At 45.4% G+C, this 16489-nt stretch carries 18 protein-coding genes; all 18 read left to right on the top strand.

The window, feature by feature from the left end; genetic code table 11:
- The first annotated feature begins 23 nt into the window (after positions 1 to 23).
- The 18 genes from AC04Q4_RS04300 (at position 24) to AC04Q4_RS04215 (ending at position 16467) form a co-directional block, all read left to right on the top strand.
- Entirely contained in the window at positions 24 to 1598 is a 1575-nt protein-coding gene (locus AC04Q4_RS04300) for an ABC transporter substrate-binding protein (protein WP_476388557.1), read from the top strand.
- A 134-nt stretch (positions 1599 to 1732) separates the two neighbouring features.
- Entirely contained in the window at positions 1733 to 2683 is a 951-nt protein-coding gene (locus AC04Q4_RS04295) for an ABC transporter permease (protein WP_179976576.1), read from the top strand.
- Between the two features lie 77 nt (positions 2684 to 2760).
- On the top strand, positions 2761 to 3531 hold the full coding sequence (locus AC04Q4_RS04290; protein WP_476388556.1) for an ABC transporter permease subunit: 771 nt from the start codon (positions 2761 to 2763) through the stop codon (positions 3529 to 3531).
- 14 nt (positions 3532 to 3545) lie between these two features.
- Positions 3546 to 4505: an ABC transporter ATP-binding protein gene (locus tag AC04Q4_RS04285; protein WP_173755800.1), complete on the top strand. Its 960-nt coding sequence runs from the start codon at positions 3546 to 3548 to the stop codon at positions 4503 to 4505.
- Complete coding sequence (locus tag AC04Q4_RS04280; RefSeq protein WP_173737774.1) at positions 4502 to 5488, top strand: ABC transporter ATP-binding protein; 987 nt, start codon at positions 4502 to 4504, stop codon at positions 5486 to 5488. Before AC04Q4_RS04285 ends, AC04Q4_RS04280 begins: the two co-directional genes overlap by 4 nt.
- A 44-nt stretch (positions 5489 to 5532) precedes the next feature.
- Positions 5533 to 6753, top strand: coding sequence for an L-cysteine desulfidase family protein (locus tag AC04Q4_RS04275; RefSeq protein WP_173755830.1), 1221 nt, complete (start codon positions 5533 to 5535; stop codon positions 6751 to 6753).
- A gap of 180 nt (positions 6754 to 6933) precedes the next feature.
- On the top strand, positions 6934 to 7725 hold the full coding sequence (locus AC04Q4_RS04270; protein WP_173755799.1) for an NYN domain-containing protein: 792 nt from the start codon (positions 6934 to 6936) through the stop codon (positions 7723 to 7725).
- Positions 7725 to 8690 (top strand): tRNA dihydrouridine synthase, encoded by a 966-nt coding sequence (locus AC04Q4_RS04265; protein ID WP_173755798.1) that lies wholly within the window; start codon positions 7725 to 7727, stop codon positions 8688 to 8690. Before AC04Q4_RS04270 ends, AC04Q4_RS04265 begins: the two co-directional genes overlap by 1 nt.
- Positions 8691 to 8692: 2 nt before the next feature.
- On the top strand, positions 8693 to 9235 hold the full coding sequence (locus AC04Q4_RS04260) for a DUF2284 domain-containing protein (protein ID WP_173755797.1): 543 nt from the start codon (positions 8693 to 8695) through the stop codon (positions 9233 to 9235).
- A gap of 81 nt (positions 9236 to 9316) precedes the next feature.
- A complete protein-coding gene (locus AC04Q4_RS04255) occupies positions 9317 to 9583 on the top strand; it encodes a YabP/YqfC family sporulation protein (protein WP_173737778.1) in 267 nt (88 codons plus the stop codon).
- Positions 9580 to 10785: a sporulation protein YqfD gene (locus tag AC04Q4_RS04250; protein ID WP_476388555.1), complete on the top strand. Its 1206-nt coding sequence runs from the start codon at positions 9580 to 9582 to the stop codon at positions 10783 to 10785. Before AC04Q4_RS04255 ends, AC04Q4_RS04250 begins: the two co-directional genes overlap by 4 nt.
- Positions 10778 to 11803, top strand: coding sequence for a PhoH family protein (locus tag AC04Q4_RS04245; RefSeq protein ID WP_173737780.1), 1026 nt, complete (start codon positions 10778 to 10780; stop codon positions 11801 to 11803). The genes AC04Q4_RS04250 and AC04Q4_RS04245 overlap by 8 nt, the downstream gene beginning before the upstream one ends.
- Positions 11800 to 12294 (top strand): rRNA maturation RNase YbeY, encoded by a 495-nt coding sequence (gene ybeY, locus AC04Q4_RS04240; protein WP_173737781.1) that lies wholly within the window; start codon positions 11800 to 11802, stop codon positions 12292 to 12294. The genes AC04Q4_RS04245 and ybeY overlap by 4 nt, the downstream gene beginning before the upstream one ends.
- 73 nt (positions 12295 to 12367) lie before the next feature.
- Positions 12368 to 13420 (top strand): DUF3048 domain-containing protein, encoded by a 1053-nt coding sequence (locus AC04Q4_RS04235; RefSeq protein WP_243873842.1) that lies wholly within the window; start codon positions 12368 to 12370, stop codon positions 13418 to 13420.
- 87 nt (positions 13421 to 13507) lie between these two features.
- Positions 13508 to 14371: a glutamate 5-kinase gene (proB, locus tag AC04Q4_RS04230; RefSeq protein ID WP_173737782.1), complete on the top strand. Its 864-nt coding sequence runs from the start codon at positions 13508 to 13510 to the stop codon at positions 14369 to 14371.
- A 43-nt stretch (positions 14372 to 14414) separates the two neighbouring features.
- On the top strand, positions 14415 to 14636 hold the full coding sequence (locus AC04Q4_RS04225; protein WP_119238923.1) for a DUF896 domain-containing protein: 222 nt from the start codon (positions 14415 to 14417) through the stop codon (positions 14634 to 14636).
- Complete coding sequence (locus AC04Q4_RS04220) at positions 14614 to 15174, top strand: 5-formyltetrahydrofolate cyclo-ligase (protein ID WP_476388554.1); 561 nt, start codon at positions 14614 to 14616, stop codon at positions 15172 to 15174. The genes AC04Q4_RS04225 and AC04Q4_RS04220 overlap by 23 nt, the downstream gene beginning before the upstream one ends.
- A 42-nt stretch (positions 15175 to 15216) precedes the next feature.
- Positions 15217 to 16467, top strand: a complete 1251-nt coding sequence (locus tag AC04Q4_RS04215) for a glutamate-5-semialdehyde dehydrogenase (protein WP_476388553.1) — start codon at positions 15217 to 15219, stop codon at positions 16465 to 16467.
- Positions 16468 to 16489: the final 22 nt, after the last annotated feature.

Raw genomic sequence — 16489 nt, 5'->3', positions numbered from 1 at the left:
TGGATCAGAGGAGGAACTAAGAGATGAGAAAAAAAGTACTGGCAGCACTTCTTGCAGCTGCAGTAGCAGGAACTACAGTTTTTGCAGGAACAGCGGTTTTTGCAGCAGAAAATACAGAAGAAGCCAAGGCAGAGGGCGGTAATATCACTATTGCAGAGACAGCAGACCCACAGAACATCAATCCACTTTATGTTGTGGATCAGACAAGCTTTGATATGATGCAGGCACTGTACAGCCCGTTTTTTGAGATCGTGAACGGAGAGATGTATTACGGAAACGGACTTTGCGAAAGTGTAACAGCCAACGATGATGCCAGCGAATTTACCCTGAAGCTGAAAGACGGACTTAAATGGCATGATGGTGAGCCGCTTACAGCAGATGATGTTGTATTTACCATGCAGGTTCTGGTAGATGAGAAGCAGAACGTACCATATGCTTCTTATGGATATGTGAATGACAAGGCTGTAGAGGCGGAGAAGGTAGATGACCTTACAGTGAAACTTTCCCTGGGTTCTTCTTCAGCAGGTTTTCTCGGTGGACTAAGCCAGGTTTACTGCATTCCGAAACACATTTATGAGGGTGTTGAGAACATCGGTGAGAGCGATCTGAACAATAATCCGGTAGGAAACGGACCGTTTAAATTCGAAGAATATAAATCCGGCGAGTACTTTAAAGTAACGAAATTTGATGACTATTTCCAGGATGTAAACCTGGATTCCATCACATTTAAGATCGTTAAGGATTCTAGCTCTGCCAACGCAGCACTTGCAAGCGGCGATCTGGATGCACGTCTGATCAGTGCAGATGATTATGATACAGTCAGCGCATATGATAACGTAAACATCAATACATATAATTCCGGAAGAGTTAACGCGATGTTTATGAACGAGCTGAACGAGGATCTTCAGGATGTAAAAGTACGCCAGGCTATCGCATACGCCTTGAACAAAGAAGAATTCTGCCAGTTTGCATTCCTTTCCGAGGATTACGCAGAGCCAGCAGATTCCCTGTTTACACCGGATACTCTCTACTATGCGAAACCGGACAACACTTATGATAATGATCCTGCTAAGGCACAGGAGCTCCTTTCTGAAGCAGGCAAGACAAGCCTTTCCCTGAACCTGATGTATATTTCCACAGATAAGACTATGGAGAGCGAGGCACTTTACATACAGTCTGCACTGGCTAACGTAGGAATCACAGTAAATCTTCTTCCGACGGATGAGTCCACCTTCAAGAACAAAACAAAGGATCCGGAATGTGCAGACTATGATCTGGTACTCAGCTTCTATACTTTAGGAGAGGAGCCGAGCCTTTATGCAGATATGTGCTCTTCTGACAGCCGTTCCAACTACTCCAGGATCAAGGATACAGATCTTGATGCACTGTGGGAGAAGGGCAACAGTACAGCAGATGAGACAGAGCGAGGTGAGATATACAAGGAGATCCAGAACACCATCAACGACAATATGTATATCTACCCGATCGCATACTCCAACGGATTCTATGCTGTAAACAAAGAGTTCGGCGGTTTTGATGAGTGCCTGTTAAAAACTATTTACTATGATTACTCCAAAATCTATACACTGGCTGAATAATAAAAAATATATAAATAAACAGCTGTTGTCTGCAAAGAACAGATAACAGCAATAAACACGGAAAAGGAAGAGGCTGACGCGGTTTTCTGCGCCAGCCGATTTCCTGTTTTCGAGGAAATTAAAGGAGGTACATTTTGAAGAAGATCGTAAACCGTCTGATACAGTGTATTCTTACTCTGTTTATCGTTTCCGTCCTCTGTTTTGCCCTGACAAAAGCAGCTCCGGGAGACCCGGTCCTTACTTATGTAGAGCCGAACATGAGTGAAGAGTACATTCAGAATTTAAGAGAAAGCTTAGGTCTTACAAAGCCCTTATATGAGCAGTATTTTCTGTGGCTTGGAAGGATTTTACACGGAAATTTCGGAAACTCCCTGATGAATAACCGTCCTGTTCTTACACAGATGCTGGAACGTCTTCCTGCAACTGTGATCCTGATGGGAACCAGTATGCTTCTGGGATTTCTCATTGCCATTGTCCTTGGTCTGTATTCCGGAAAAAACAAGAACGGCATCCTGGATAAGATCACCAGTCTTTTCTGTTATGTGGGAATTTCTATTCCGACTTTCTGGTTTGGAATCATGCTGATCTATCTTTTCAGCGTTCATCTCCATATCCTGCCAAGTATCGGTATGCATTCCGATGGGAACCGCTCTTTCGGGGATCTGGTCCTTCATATGGTAATGCCATGTGCAGTCCTGACTTTTGCGAATGCATCGCAGTACATCCGGTACTTAAGAAGCAGTACCATCACAGAGATGTCCTCAGACTATGTTATGGTGCAGAAGGCTTACGGAATGAAAGAATCCGGAATCCTTTTCCGCCACGTTCTGAAAAACGCCATGCTGCCTATGATCACAGTCCTGGGAATGAGCCTGCAGTCACTGGTATCCGGTGCCATTATCACAGAGCAGGTTTTTGCATGGCCGGGAATCGGTCAGCTGGCAGTTACAGCAGTTATGCAGTATGATTATCCACTGATCATGGGAATCACCATGTTTACTGCACTTCTTGTGGTACTGGGAAATCTGCTGGCAGACATTCTGTATGCAGTTTTTGATCCAAGGATCCGCAAGGCCGGATGTTAGGAGGTGAAGGAACATGAGAGAAAATATCTGGAAAAACATCAAACTTGGTTTTAAGACAAATAAACTTGCAGTGGTAGGTGCAGACAGCTATTATCCTGCTGGCACTGATTTCCATTTTTGCTTTTCTGTATCCGGTGGATCCCAATGCCATCAGTGCAACAGAGAGACTGAATGCTCCTTCCATGGCGCATCTTTTCGGTACGGATGATATGGGACGTGATTATCTGGCCCGCTGTATTTACGGAGGAAGAGCATCCCTTCTGGTGGGATTTCTTTCCATGGTGCTTTCCACAGCCCTTGGTGTGGTCATTGGTTCTGTCAGCGGCTTTGTGGGTGGAACCGTGGATGCAGTACTGATGCGTCTTGTTGATGCTCTGATGAGTCTGCCTACATTCCTGATCATGATCGTTATGAATGCATTCCTGAAACCCGGACTTCAGAATATTGTCCTGATCATTGGTTTTCTGACCTGGATGAACATTGCCAGGATCGTCCGCGGTGAGACGATTTCCCTTAATGAGAGGGAATATGTAGTTTACGCAAAAATCTCCGGACAGAAAAAAATTGCTACGATCATCCATCACATCCTTCCGAACATCATGCCGACGATCATTGTAGCTGCGACCATGAACATTGCAAATGCTATTTTGATGGAGTCCGCATTAAGCTTTTTCGGCCTGGGAATCCAGCCGCCGACAGCTTCCTGGGGAAGCATGCTCAGCAATGCTCAGCGTTACATCCAGCAGGCACCGTACCTTGCAATTTTCCCTGGAATCCTGATCCTGATCACAGTTATCAGCTTTAATTATCTGGGTGAGGTTCTGCGAAAAGTATTCGAGCCTAAGTAAGGAGGACATCATAAATGGAAAAATTACTGGAAGTAAAAAATCTGAAAGTGTCTTTCTTTACAGATCTTGGAGAGGCACAGGCAGTAAAAGATGCAGGTTTTGCCATTGAAGAAGGCGATTTCTTCGGCATTGTAGGAGAGTCAGGAAGCGGAAAAAGTGTGACAACAAAATCCATTCTCCGTCTGGGTCCATCCAACTGTAAGATCAAGGGTGGAGAGATCCTGTTTAAAGGCGATGATATCCTGAAAAAAAACGAGGCCGAGCTTCGTAAGATCCGGGGCGGCGAGATCGCCATGATCTTTCAGGATTCCCTTTCCGCGCTGAATCCTGTTTATACAGTTGGAAGCAAGATGGTGGAGCTGATCCGCCGTCATACAGATATGAACAAAAAAGAGGCAAAAGCCCGTGTGCTGGAGCTTCTCACAGCTGTCGGCATCACAGACCCGGAGAAAGCAATGCGCAGCTATCCCCACGAACTTTCCGGCGGTATGCGCCAGCGTGTGATGATCGCCATGGCCATGAGCAGCAATCCGAAGGTTCTGATCGCAGATGAGCCGACAACGGCTCTGGATGTTACTATTCAGGCACAGATCCTGCATCTCCTTCTGGAACTGCAGAAAAAGAACAATATGAGTATCATCCTGATCACTCACGATCTGGGCGTTGTGGCACAGACCTGCAAGCGTGTAGCAGTTATGTGCGGCGGCTATGTGGTGGAAGAAGGAACCGTGGAAGAGATTTTTCTCCGTCCGGGACATCCGTATACACAGGCACTGATCGCCAGCATGCCACGTGTAGGCGGAACGTTTGAGCAGTTTCTTGAAAGAGATATTTCTGACGGAAGCGGAAATCTCTGTCCATTCCTCAACCGCTGCAAATATGCAGATAAGACCTGTGAGGCCTGTCTTCCGAAATATTATGAAGCTGCAGAGGGGCATCGTATCCTCTGTCACAGGAGGGAGGAGAACAAATGAGCAAGCCATTAATTGAAGTAAAAGATCTGAAAGTGTATTTTAAACAGAAATCTCCGAAACTTCTGTCATTCAAGCCGGGCATCCTGAAAGCAGTAGATGAAGTAAGCTTTTCTATTGAAAAAGGAAAGACATTTGGCCTGGTAGGGGAGTCCGGAAGCGGCAAATCCACCATTGGAAAAGCAATCTTAAGATATCATAAGCCAACAGGCGGTGAAATCCTTTACGAGGGCACAGAGATCGGAAACATGGGAGAAAAAGAGCTTCTTCCATATCGTAAAAAAATGCAGTCTGTTTTCCAGGACCCGTATTCATCCCTGGACCCAAGCCATACAGTGCAGGATATTATCTGTGAGCCTATGGAGATCCACAAGATGTATACTCCAAAAGAACGAAAAGACCGTGCAAAAGAACTGATCCGTGTTGTAGGACTGAAAGAACAGGATCTTCTGAAATATCCTCATGAGTTTTCCGGCGGACAGAGACAAAGAATCTCCATTGCAAGAGCACTTTCCGTGCAGCCGGAGTTTGTAGTCTGTGATGAGCCGATTTCTGCACTGGATGTTTCCCTGCAGGCGCAGATCGTTCAGATGCTTCAGGATCTTCAGGAGAAATACGGCCTTACTTATCTGTTTATCAGCCATCAGCTTCAGGTTGTACAGAAGATCTGCGATGAGATCGGAGTGCTTTATCTGGGAAATCTTATGGAGATTGCAGATGCAGACAAACTGTATTCCAATCCGTTGCATCCTTATACAAAAATGCTGATCTCATCCATCCCGGTGCCAGATCCAAGAGTAAAAACGCTGGATCAGATCGTTACAGATACTGGTGTTCAGTCAAGAACTATCAGCGGATGCAGGTTCCATAACCGCTGCCCGTGGTGCGAGGAACGGTGCAAAATGGAGACACCACATCTTCAGCAGGTGGAACCAGGGCATATGGTGGCATGTCATAAATATGAGAAAGGAAAAGAAAAAAGTTGAACAAACATATATACGATAACTATCTTTCCATCCTCAGAGAGGAAATGATCCCGGCCATGGGCTGTACAGAGCCGATCGCCCTGGCTTACGGAGCTGCGAGAGCCAGAGAAGTTCTGGGAAAAGAGCCAGAGCGCATCGTGGCAAAATGCAGCGGAAATATTATCAAGAATGTCCGCTGTGTGATCATCCCCAATTCCGGGGGCTTAAAGGGAATTCCTGCAGGCGTTGTTCTTGGTGCAGTTGCCGGAGATGCTTCTCTTGATATGGAGGTACTTTCCAAAGTGACAGATGAAGGACGGAAACGCTGCAAAGAGCTTCTGGATAAGGATATCTGTAAAGTAGAACTTCTTGACACGCCGGTTGTTCTTCACATTATCATTGAGATGGAAGCAGGAGAAGACAGCGTCAGCCTGGAGATCAAATATGACCATATCAATGTAACAAAGATCATTAAGAACAAAGAGGTCCTTCTTGATGCGGATCAGGCTCAGGAAGAAAAAGAAGAGGCAGACCGCACACTGCTGGATCTGGAGAATATCCGGGAATTCGCAGATACAGTGGATCTTTCGGATGTCAGAGAACTTCTGGATACCCAGATTCGAAGCAACATGGCTATTGCCCATGAAGGAATGACCGGAAAATACGGTCTTGGCATCGGCCGTGTGATCCGTGAAAATTACTCCCATGATATGCTTACCAGAATGAGAAGCCTTACAGCAGCAGCTTCTGAGGCAAGAATGGGAGGCTGTGACATGCCGGTTGTGATCAACTCCGGAAGCGGAAACCAGGGCATTTCCTGTTCTGTGCCGCTGATCGTTTATGCAAGAGAGATGGAACTGCCGGATTACAGTCTTTACCGGGCACTGGTATTTTCCAATCTTCTGACTGTTTACCAGAAACATTATATTGGTAAGCTTTCTGCATTCTGCGGTGCAGTGTCTGCCTCCTGTGCAGCAGGTGCAGCTATCACCTACATGGTAGGAGGAAGCATTTCCCAGATCAAAAAGACCATTGAGAACACATTGGCCAATATTCCGGGAATCATCTGCGATGGCGCAAAGATTTCCTGTGCTGCAAAGATCGCAGCCAGCCTGGATGCAGCTTTTCTGGCACATCATCTGGCTATGAACGGTCAGTCCTATGCGCCATATACAGGAATCCTTCAGGAAGAAACTGCAGAGACTATCAGCTGTGTGGGTCAGATCGGTAAGGATGGAATGAAAGAGACAGACAGAGAGATACTGAAGATCATGCTGGAGCATTAAAAAAATATAATAGAATGAAATCCTTCCGCTTGTATTTATGTACTGAATGACGGAAGGATTTTTATGTTTTACGTGACTGCAGATGGTTTGACTTAAAACGGTATTTCGGCTATACTGAACAGGAACGATGCCGGAGCGGAGCTGGCATACGGCATATATCATATAGAAAAGGTTGGATTTATGGACAACGAATTAAGAATTGCAATACTGATCGATGCAGATAATATATCAGATAAATACATCAAGATCATCGTGGATGAGGTAGCCAACATCGGAATCGCAACATACAAGAGAATTTACGGGGACTGGACAAGTGCCCGTCTTTCCTCATGGAAAAAAGTCCTCCTGGAGGATTCTATTATCCCTATCCAGCAGTACAGCTACACAACAGGCAAGAACGCTACGGATTCGGCAATGATCATTGACGCTATGGATATCCTATATTCCGGAAATGTGGATGGATATTGTATTGTCTCATCAGACAGCGATTTCACCCGCCTGGCAGCAAGACTTCGGGAATCCGGGATGCTGGTACTGGGAATGGGCGAGGAGAAAACACCGAAACCATTTATCTCTGCCTGCAACCAGTTTAAATATCTGGATCTTCTTTACCGCAACCAGCAGGAAGAGGAGAAGAAAGAAGCCCAGGCAACAGCAGCAGAGGCGAAAAAAGCCGGAAATAATGGCAGCAAGCAGAACAGTTCCGGATCTAAAAAGAATAAAGATCTCAAACGTGTGCGTAAGGCTATCAATGCCATTATCGAGAAGTTTTCAGATGAGGAAGGCTGGCTTTCCTCCGGTCAGCTGGGGGATCAGCTGGGAAAACGTCTGCCTGATTTTGATGTGCGTAATTATGGTTACTCCAAGCTTACTCCATTTATCAAATCACTGGGAAATTATGAGGTTGGCAGGATCCCTACAGGCAGCGGTGGAAGAAAGCAGATCTATTTTCGCATCAAGGAGGAGCAGTGATGAAAAACTATATGGCACCAATGGAGGGTGTTACCAACTGGGTTTACCGCAATGCGTATCATGATTGTTTTTATCCCATGGATAAATATTTTACCCCGTTTATCACTGCCAAGCCAAACAAGAGACTAAGCAGTAAAGAAATAAAAGAAATATCCCCGGATACGAATGGAAATCTGCCTGTGATCCCACAGATCCTTACCAACAATGCAGAAGATTTTATCAAAACAGCCCATATTTTTCGGGATGAATACGGCCATAAAGAAGTGAATCTGAACCTGGGATGCCCTTCCGGTACTGTGACAGCCAAGGGAAAAGGTGCGGGTTTCCTGGGAGAGCCGGATAAACTGGACAGATTCCTGGATGAGATCTTTAAAGGAACAGATATGGAGATTTCCATCAAGACAAGAGTGGGGACTGACTATGAGGAGGACTGGGAACGTCTTCTTGACATCTATGCAAAATATCCTGTAAAAGAACTGATCATCCATCCACGTCTTCTGAAGGATCATTACAAGGGCACACCAAGATATGAACTGTTTCAGAATGCACAGGAGAAATTAACGGTTCCCCTGGGATATAACGGGGATATTTTTTCTGTGGAAGCATATCAGGAAATCAGGGTAAAGTTTCCAGATGCAGACAGCTTTATGTACGGACGTGGTGTGATCGCCAGGCCGTATCTTCTGGATGAGATTATGAGAACAGGCGGAAATAAGGAGAATTTCAACCGCCAGGAAACTTACAAGCAGAAAATGCGCCAGTTCCATGACCGCATCTACCACGATTATCAGGAATATCTTTCAGGAGAACGAAATGTACTGTTTCGCATGAAAGAACTGTGGAGCTACATGGCTCCAGGATTTACAAATTACGCAAAATATCTGAAAAAGATCAAAAAGTCTCAGCATTTCGGAGATTATGAGGCAGCTGTGATGAGCCTTTTTGGAGAACAGGAGATCATCTGAATATGGATATCAAAGAGAAATTTGAAGAATTTATAGCCCAGTATCCGATTTTTGAGTACAGGCTTTTAAATGCAGCGGATGTTTCTGTACATGAACGTGTGCGGACAATCTGCAGGGAGGAATGTGAGCGCTACGGAAGTACCTGGGCCTGTCCACCGGCAGTGGGAGAGCTGCCGGAATGTGAGAAAAAGATCCACAGCTATTCCAAGGCGATCTTCTTTTCAAGTGTTGCGGAAGTATCAGATATTATGAACATGGAAGAGATGCTTTCAACAAGAAAAGCCCATGAAGAGCTTACAGAGAAGGTTGGAGATTTTTTTAAAGAAGAAGGATATGAAACCTTCATCCTTTCCACAGAATCCTGCGATTACTGTGAACGATGCGCTTATCTGGATGGCAAACCCTGCCGTTTTCCGGAACACATGCACCCTTGTCTGGAAAGCTATGGTGTTGTGGCAAATGAAATCGTAGAGAGAGAGCAGATGGAGTATAATCTTGGTGGAAATACCATTCTCTGGTTTTCCATGGTGTTGCTCCGGAAATAACAGTCTTAAGGCATTCGCCCGAAAAATACATACTGTCAGATCCTCCGGCATAGATTAGTGATAAAGGCCGGGGGATTTTTTATGGGAAAAATAATGAAAATGCTGGAACTTCCCGGTGAGACTGTCTTTCGGGAGACCCAGGTGATCCTCACAGGAAAACGCCAGGCATTGATCGAAAATTATCGGAGTATCTTAAGCTGTACCAGAGAACAGATCGTGGTCCTTACAGCATCCGGCCGGATGGTTATCTCTGGAAAAAGGCTGGAGATCGTCAATTACACGAAACTTGAAATGTGTATCCGCGGGCGGATCGAGAGTATGATTCTGGAGGAGGGGCGGAAAAAATGATCCCAGGTTTTGTGCGGGTGTCCGTCATAGGCGAACAGTGCGAGCGTTTTCTGAATCTCTGCAGAGGCAGGGATATGGAACTTCGAAAGATTATAAGAACCGGGGAAAAAGAATTTCAGGCTACCCTGAAAGTGAAAGATTTCCGAAAGATCAGTCCCCTTCGGCGAAAAACCGGCGTACATATCCATATCCTCCGGAAAAAAGGCCCTGTTTTCTGGCTTCTGGCTGCCAGCCGGCATAAAATGCTTCTGTCCGGGCTTTTACTGGCGGTCTGCGTATTTATTTTTCTTTCCGGAAGACTGTGGAATATACATATTGAGGGGAATGTTATGAATCCTACACAGCAGCTTCTGCAGTTTCTGGAAGAAGAAGGGATCACATATGGAATGAGCAAAAGAAAGATTCGATGTACCAGCCTTGCAGAAGCTATGCGGAGAAAATTTCCGGAGATCACCTGGGTATCCGCGAAGCTTTCGGGAACTCAGCTGATCTTTGAGATCAGGGAAGGTACACTCCCTCCTAAGGAGCAGAAAGAGGAAGACTCCTGCAGCCTTTTTTCGGAGGTGGAAGGCACTGTGGAAAAAATTGTCACTCGCAGGGGGACGCCTCTTGTAAAAGAAGGGGATTCTGTGGAAAGAGGACAGGAACTTGTTTCCGGGATCTTAAATATCACGGATGACAGCCAGGAAGTAATGCGGTACGAATACGTTCATGCAGATGCAGATATTTACATCCGGCATAAAGTTTCGTATTACGACACGTTTCCGCTGGACGTTGAGAAAAAAGTTTCCACTGGAAAAGCAAAGAAATTTTTTTTCCTGCAGATAGGAAACCTGTGGCTGGATCTGTCTCCCGGTGAAAAGAAAAAAGAAGACCGGCTGATCCAGGAATATCCGGCCAGGATCACGGAGAATTTCAGGCTTCCGCTGCTGGCGGGAACTATTATGGTTCAGGAGTATACACTGAAAAAGGAAACTCTTACAGAGCAGGCGGCAAAAAAACAGGCGATTCAGAAGCTTTATATTTATGAAGAAAAATTAATACAAAAGGGGGTTCAAATATCTGAAAATAATGTTAAAATAGAAATAAATCATCAGGACTGTGTCAGCAGAGGGACTCTTTGCGTTATCGAGAAGACCGGAAGAGAAGCCTCCACGGAAAAAAAGACACAGCCAAAAGAAAGGACACCAGAGGATGGCTAGCAGCATTATCGAATTATATGTGGATGTGCCGGCAGACCGCCAGGCGAATATTTTCGGACAGTTTGACGAGCATCTGAAGCTGATTGAACGAACCCTGAACGTAACGATGATTTTCCGCGATGGTTCTCTGAAGATCCTGGGAAGCCAGGAGGGAGCTTTGCAGGCGAAGGCAATCGTAGAGGAACTGAACACTCTTGCGGGAAGGGGCAACACCATCACACAGCAGAATGTGAATTATGCACTCTCCCTTGCCATGGAGAAGATAGGCTCCGTGATGGAGGAGATTGATAAAGATTTTATATGCAACACGATACAGGGAAGGCCCATTAAGCCCAAAACCATGGGACAGAAGGATTACGTGGAGCAGATCCGCAGGAAGATGATCGTTTTCGGTGTAGGACCTGCAGGAACAGGTAAGACATATCTTGCCATGGCTATGGCAGTCACTGCTTTCCGTAATGAGGAGGTTTCCAGGATCATCCTTACAAGACCTGCCATCGAGGCTGGAGAGAAGCTGGGATTTCTTCCGGGAGATCTTCAGAGTAAGGTAGACCCTTATCTCCGCCCTCTTTATGATGCACTTTATCAGATCATGGGAGCAGACAGTTTTGCCAGGAATATGGAGAAAGGTCTAATTGAGGTGGCTCCTCTTGCTTACATGCGAGGACGTACTTTGGATAATGCTTTTATCATTCTGGATGAGGCGCAGAACACCACACCCGCACAGATGAAGATGTTCCTGACCCGAATCGGTTTTGGATCCAAGGTGATCGTCACAGGTGATGCTTCCCAGAAGGATCTTCCAAAGGATGCACAGTCCGGTCTGGATGTGGCAATGAAAGTATTGAAGAAGATCGATGATATCGGTTTCTGCCAGCTGACCAGCAAGGATGTTGTGCGTCACCCGCTTGTGCAGCAGATCGTACAGGCTTATGATGATTATGAGAAGAAACAGAAACCTGTGAAATCCCGTAAAGATGACAGGTACGCGATAAAGAACAAGGAGTACAGAAGATGACCATAAATATCGAATATGAGACAGATCAGGAACTTGGCATCGATTATGCAGCACTGGCATCCCAGGTTGCAGACAAGGTTCTTGAGATGGAGAAATGTCCATATGACGGACAGGTGAATCTTGTCCTTACAGATAACGAGGAGATCAAGAGAGTGAACACAGAATTCAGGAATATCCAGGCACCTACAGATGTCCTGTCATTTCCCATGATCCCTTTTGAGACTCCGGCAGATTATTCTGTTGTGGAAGAGGACGAGTCTTATTTTGACTTGGACAGCGATGAGCTTCTTCTTGGAGATATCATGATCTCTGTTCCGAAGGTTTTTGCGCAGGCAGAGGAATACGGACACAGTGTGACAAGGGAGTTCTGCTTCCTGGTAGCGCACAGTATGCTTCATCTCCTTGGATATGATCATATGACAGAAGACGAAGCAAAAGTTATGGAGGCCAAACAGGCCTCAGCTCTTAAGGAGCTTGGAATCAATCGATAACCCCCAGATGGATAGCAGGAAACATACGCAGTGTTTCTTTTAAGATCCTAAATCAGATTGAAGGAGGTAATATATGAGAATGAGAAAGACAGGTGTTCTGACAGGTATCATGGTGGCATGTGTGTGCATGACCCAGACAGCCCCTGTATTTGGGGCACAGCAGGATCTGGTAGGTTTTGTCCCGAATAAGGAGAACCAGACGGAAACCCAGGTAAAGAGCTATCTTACAGGTGAGAATGTTCCAGAGAGTATCGGCCGCCGGAGACCTGTTGCAGTAATGATGGGCAATAACAGCTCCGGAGCACCGCAGAGCGGAATTGGTCATGCAGGTGTTGTTTATGAAGCACCTGTGGAAGGAAATATTACCCGTCTTATGGGAATTCTCGAGGATTATGATGATCTGGAAAGAATCGGCTCTGTTCGAAGCTGCCGTGATTATTATCTCTTCTATGCCAATGAATTCAATGCGATCTATGCACATTACGGACAGGCAGCCTATGCCCTTCCTTATCTGGATCAGCATGTAATCGATAATCTGAACGGGATCAAGATGGGGAATCTGGCTTTCTTCCGCACAACGGACAGGAAACCGCCGCATAATGCCTATACTGATGCGGCGCATCTTCAGGCAGGCATTGAGGCGATGAAATACAGTCAGGAATATACGGAAGATTATACAGGCCATTATCTTTTTGCAGAGGATGGTGCAGAGACAGTTCCTGCAGATGGCATCACTGCAAATCTTGTAAAGCTTGACAATTTTACAGATAATCATCCATGGTATGAGTATGATGAGGCATCCGGTGAATATAAGCGCTTCCAGTTTGGAAAGGAACATGTGGACCAACTGGATGATAAACAGCTTACCTGCGATAACATCATTTTGCAGTATTCGTCCTGCCCGGCTTACGATGCTAACGGATATCTGAATATTGATGCGATTTCCGGCGGCGAAGGCAGGTTTATCACAAAAGGAAAGGCAATTGATATCCGCTGGGAGAAAGATTCTCCGTGGGGGATCACCCATTACTATGACAAAAATGAACAGGAGATTTGTCTGAATCAGGGTACGACATGGGTAGAGATCGTGCAGAATGACCGGATTGATTCCATCACATATCAGTAAATTTATATTATAAAAAGAACGATCCGGGCAATGGAACAATTGTCCGGATCATGCAATAAATAACAGATATCAGGAGAAACAAAGAACATGAATGCAAATTACAGAGAACGACTGAAAGATAAGAAACGCATCGTAATCAAGATCGGATCTTCTTCCTTGATTCATGCTGAGACAGGAAGATTGGATTTCCGCAAGCTGGAGATCCTTGCAAGAGAGATCAGCGATCTTCACAACCAGGGTAAGGACGTAGTCCTGGTATCTTCCGGAGCCATTGCTGTAGGGGCAGCAGCTCTTGGGATGAAGGGAAAACCGGCAGAACTTGAGAAGAAACAGGCATGTGCGGCAGTAGGACAGGCCAGACTGATGACCATTTACCAGAAACTTTTTGGAGAATATAATCAGATGGTGGCGCAGATCCTTATGACCAAGAACACCATGGTCAATAACACAAACCGCAGAAATGCCCAGAATACGTTTAATGAGCTTCTTGCAGTAGGCGTTATTCCTATCGTAAATGAGAACGACTCCGTATCTTCCTATGAGTTTCAGAATCTTGTAAAATTCGGAGATAATGATACTCTTTCTTCAGTAGTTGCCGCTCTGATCGGTGCAGATCTTCTGATTCTGATGTCTGATATTGACGGACTTTTCACAGATGATCCCAATTCCAATCCTGATGCAGAATTTATTGACATTGTAGAGAACATGGATGATAATATGCGTAAACTTGGCAAGTCCTCAACAGGAAGCAACGTAGGAACCGGTGGAATGGCAACCAAGCTTACAGCTGCTATCATTGCCACAGCAGCGGGGGCTGATATGGTCATTGCAAACGGAAACGATTTTCACAACATTCACAGGATCGTGGATGGCAAGAGCTGCGGAACTTTGTTTGTAGGAAGCAAGAAGGAAGAATTTTTCCTGATTGATTATATTGAGAAATTACTGTAAGAATAATTTTCAGATAGAAAAAAGAGGAGACTGTTTTATTATGATGGACAATATCAAGATCGATAGAATCAATGCACTGGCACATAAGCAGAAGAGTGTAGGCCTTACAGAAGAGGAGAAAGTTGAGCAGGCCAAACTTCGAAGGGAATATCTGGATGCGGTAAAAGGCAGCCTGCGTGCACATCTGAACAATATCGATATTAAAGAAAAAGATGGAAGCATTACCAATCTGGGAGAAAAATATGGAAGAAAAAAAGGAAATTAGAAAAAAAATCTTCAAGGCAAGAAAAGAGCATAGTGATGAATGGATTCAGAAAAAAAGCCGCGTGATCACAGAGACGCTGACAGATCTTCCTGAATATAAAGAGGCAGAGCGGATCATGGCATATGCAGATTACAACCATGAAGTCATCACCCGCTATATCATTGAGCAGGCATGGAAAGACGGCAAGGAAGTGGCAGTTCCCAAGGTATTCGGGAAAGACATGGTGTTTTATAAACTGACTGATTTTTCCCAGCTGGAATCCGGTTACTTTGGGATACCGGAGCCAAAGGAAGACGGCGAGACGGTTTCCTGGGAAGCTGCAATGATGGTCATGCCGGGAGTTGCTTTTGATGTGAACTGCAACCGTGTTGGTTATGGCGGAGGTTTTTATGACCGTTTCCTTGAGAAACATCCAAAAATCAGCCGGGTGGCAGTGGGATTTTCTTTCCAGATTCTTCCGGAAGTTCCCACAGAGCCTACAGATATCCGACCGCAGGTGATCGTGACAGAAGAGAAGATATACCGCGACACACAGTAAAAACTGCTGTAATAAGAGTAAGAAAGGCAGGAATATTTGGAAATGAATGAAATGCTTGAAAAACTGGGACAAAACGCAAAAGATGCAGAAGTTGTCCTTCGAAATCTTTCCACAAATGACAAGAACAGAACACTTGAGATTGTAGCACAGGCGCTTGTAGACCACACAGAAGAGATCCTGAAAGCCAACGCTCTGGATGTTGAGAATGGAAAAAATAACCAGATGCCGGAAGGCCTGATCGATAGACTGATGTTGAATGCCGGCAGGATCGAGGGAATGGCAGATGGCCTTCGCCAGCTTGTAGGCCTGGAAGATCCTATCGGTGAAGTGACAGGCATGAAGAAACGTCCGAACGGACTTCTGATCGGACAGAAAAGGGTTCCTCTTGGTGTGATCGGAATTATCTATGAGGCACGTCCAAATGTAACTTCTGATGCTTTCGGGCTTTGTTTTAAAACCGGAAATGTTGTGATTCTGAAAGGCGGAAGTGATGCTATTCATTCCAATACAGCCATTGTGAAGTTTATCCGTGAAGCACTTGTTTCTGCCGGGATCACTGAGAATGCAATCCAGCTGATCGAAGACACTTCCAGAGAGACAGCTGCGGAATTTATGAAAATGAACCAGTATGTAGATGTTCTGATCCCGCGTGGCGGAAGGGGTCTCATCAAGGCTGTTGTGAACCAGAGTACCATTCCTGTCATTGAGACTGGAACAGGTAACTGCCATATCTATGTAGATGAGACAGCTGATCTTCAGATGGCAGCAGATATTGTGATCAATGCCAAAACTCAGAGAGTTGGCGTATGCAATGCCTGTGAATCTCTTCTTGTAAACCGTAAGGTGAAGGATGCTTTCCTTCCGGTACTGGCAGAGCGACTGAAAGAGAAGCATGTGGAAGTGCGTGCAGATAAAGATGCGGGTGAGCTGATGCCAGGAGCAGTTGCTGCAACAGAGGAAGACTGGGGAACTGAGTACCTGGATTACATACTTTCTGTAAAAGTGGTAGATTCTGTAGATGATGCCATTGCCCATATCAATAAATACAATACCAAGCATTCGGAGGCGATTATCACCAACGATTATGCACATTCTCAGAAATTTCTGGATGAGGTGGACGCAGCAGCAGTTTATGTAAACGCATCTACCAGATTTACAGACGGAAACGAATTCGGCTTTGGTGCGGAGATTGGAATCAGCACCCAGAAACTTCATGCAAGAGGGCCGATGGGACTTCTTGCCCTGACAACAACCAAATATATTATTTACGGAAGCGGACAGGTTCGTCCGTAAGAGATTAGGCCGGCAATGGAGA

It is taken from the genome of Blautia sp. HA8986 (genome assembly GCF_056504635.1).
The sequence above is the reverse complement of the archived record's forward strand: the minus strand, read 5'-3'. Positions and strand labels throughout refer to the sequence as shown.

Excerpts from the sequence above, each read along its gene's own strand:
- AC04Q4_RS04235 (WP_243873842.1), top strand. The coding sequence starts at position 12,368 with ATGAGAATGAGAAAGACAGGTGTTCTGACAGGTATCATGGTGGCATGT.
- AC04Q4_RS04285 (WP_173755800.1), top strand. The coding sequence starts at position 3,546 with ATGGAAAAATTACTGGAAGTAAAAAATCTGAAAGTGTCTTTCTTTACA.
- AC04Q4_RS04280 (WP_173737774.1), top strand. The coding sequence starts at position 4,502 with ATGAGCAAGCCATTAATTGAAGTAAAAGATCTGAAAGTGTATTTTAAA.
- AC04Q4_RS04245 (WP_173737780.1), top strand. The coding sequence starts at position 10,778 with ATGGCTAGCAGCATTATCGAATTATATGTGGATGTGCCGGCAGACCGC.
- AC04Q4_RS04215 (WP_476388553.1), top strand. The coding sequence starts at position 15,217 with ATGAATGAAATGCTTGAAAAACTGGGACAAAACGCAAAAGATGCAGAA.
- AC04Q4_RS04275 (WP_173755830.1), top strand. The coding sequence starts at position 5,533 with ATGATCCCGGCCATGGGCTGTACAGAGCCGATCGCCCTGGCTTACGGA.
- AC04Q4_RS04255 (WP_173737778.1), top strand. The coding sequence starts at position 9,317 with ATGGGAAAAATAATGAAAATGCTGGAACTTCCCGGTGAGACTGTCTTT.
- AC04Q4_RS04270 (WP_173755799.1), top strand. The coding sequence starts at position 6,934 with ATGGACAACGAATTAAGAATTGCAATACTGATCGATGCAGATAATATA.
- proB (WP_173737782.1), top strand. The coding sequence starts at position 13,508 with ATGAATGCAAATTACAGAGAACGACTGAAAGATAAGAAACGCATCGTA.
- AC04Q4_RS04265 (WP_173755798.1), top strand. The coding sequence starts at position 7,725 with ATGAAAAACTATATGGCACCAATGGAGGGTGTTACCAACTGGGTTTAC.
- ybeY (WP_173737781.1), top strand. The coding sequence starts at position 11,800 with ATGACCATAAATATCGAATATGAGACAGATCAGGAACTTGGCATCGAT.
- AC04Q4_RS04220 (WP_476388554.1), top strand. The coding sequence starts at position 14,614 with ATGGAAGAAAAAAAGGAAATTAGAAAAAAAATCTTCAAGGCAAGAAAA.
- AC04Q4_RS04225 (WP_119238923.1), top strand. The coding sequence starts at position 14,415 with ATGGACAATATCAAGATCGATAGAATCAATGCACTGGCACATAAGCAG.
- AC04Q4_RS04250 (WP_476388555.1), top strand. The coding sequence starts at position 9,580 with ATGATCCCAGGTTTTGTGCGGGTGTCCGTCATAGGCGAACAGTGCGAG.
- AC04Q4_RS04300 (WP_476388557.1), top strand. The coding sequence starts at position 24 with ATGAGAAAAAAAGTACTGGCAGCACTTCTTGCAGCTGCAGTAGCAGGA.
- AC04Q4_RS04260 (WP_173755797.1), top strand. The coding sequence starts at position 8,693 with ATGGATATCAAAGAGAAATTTGAAGAATTTATAGCCCAGTATCCGATT.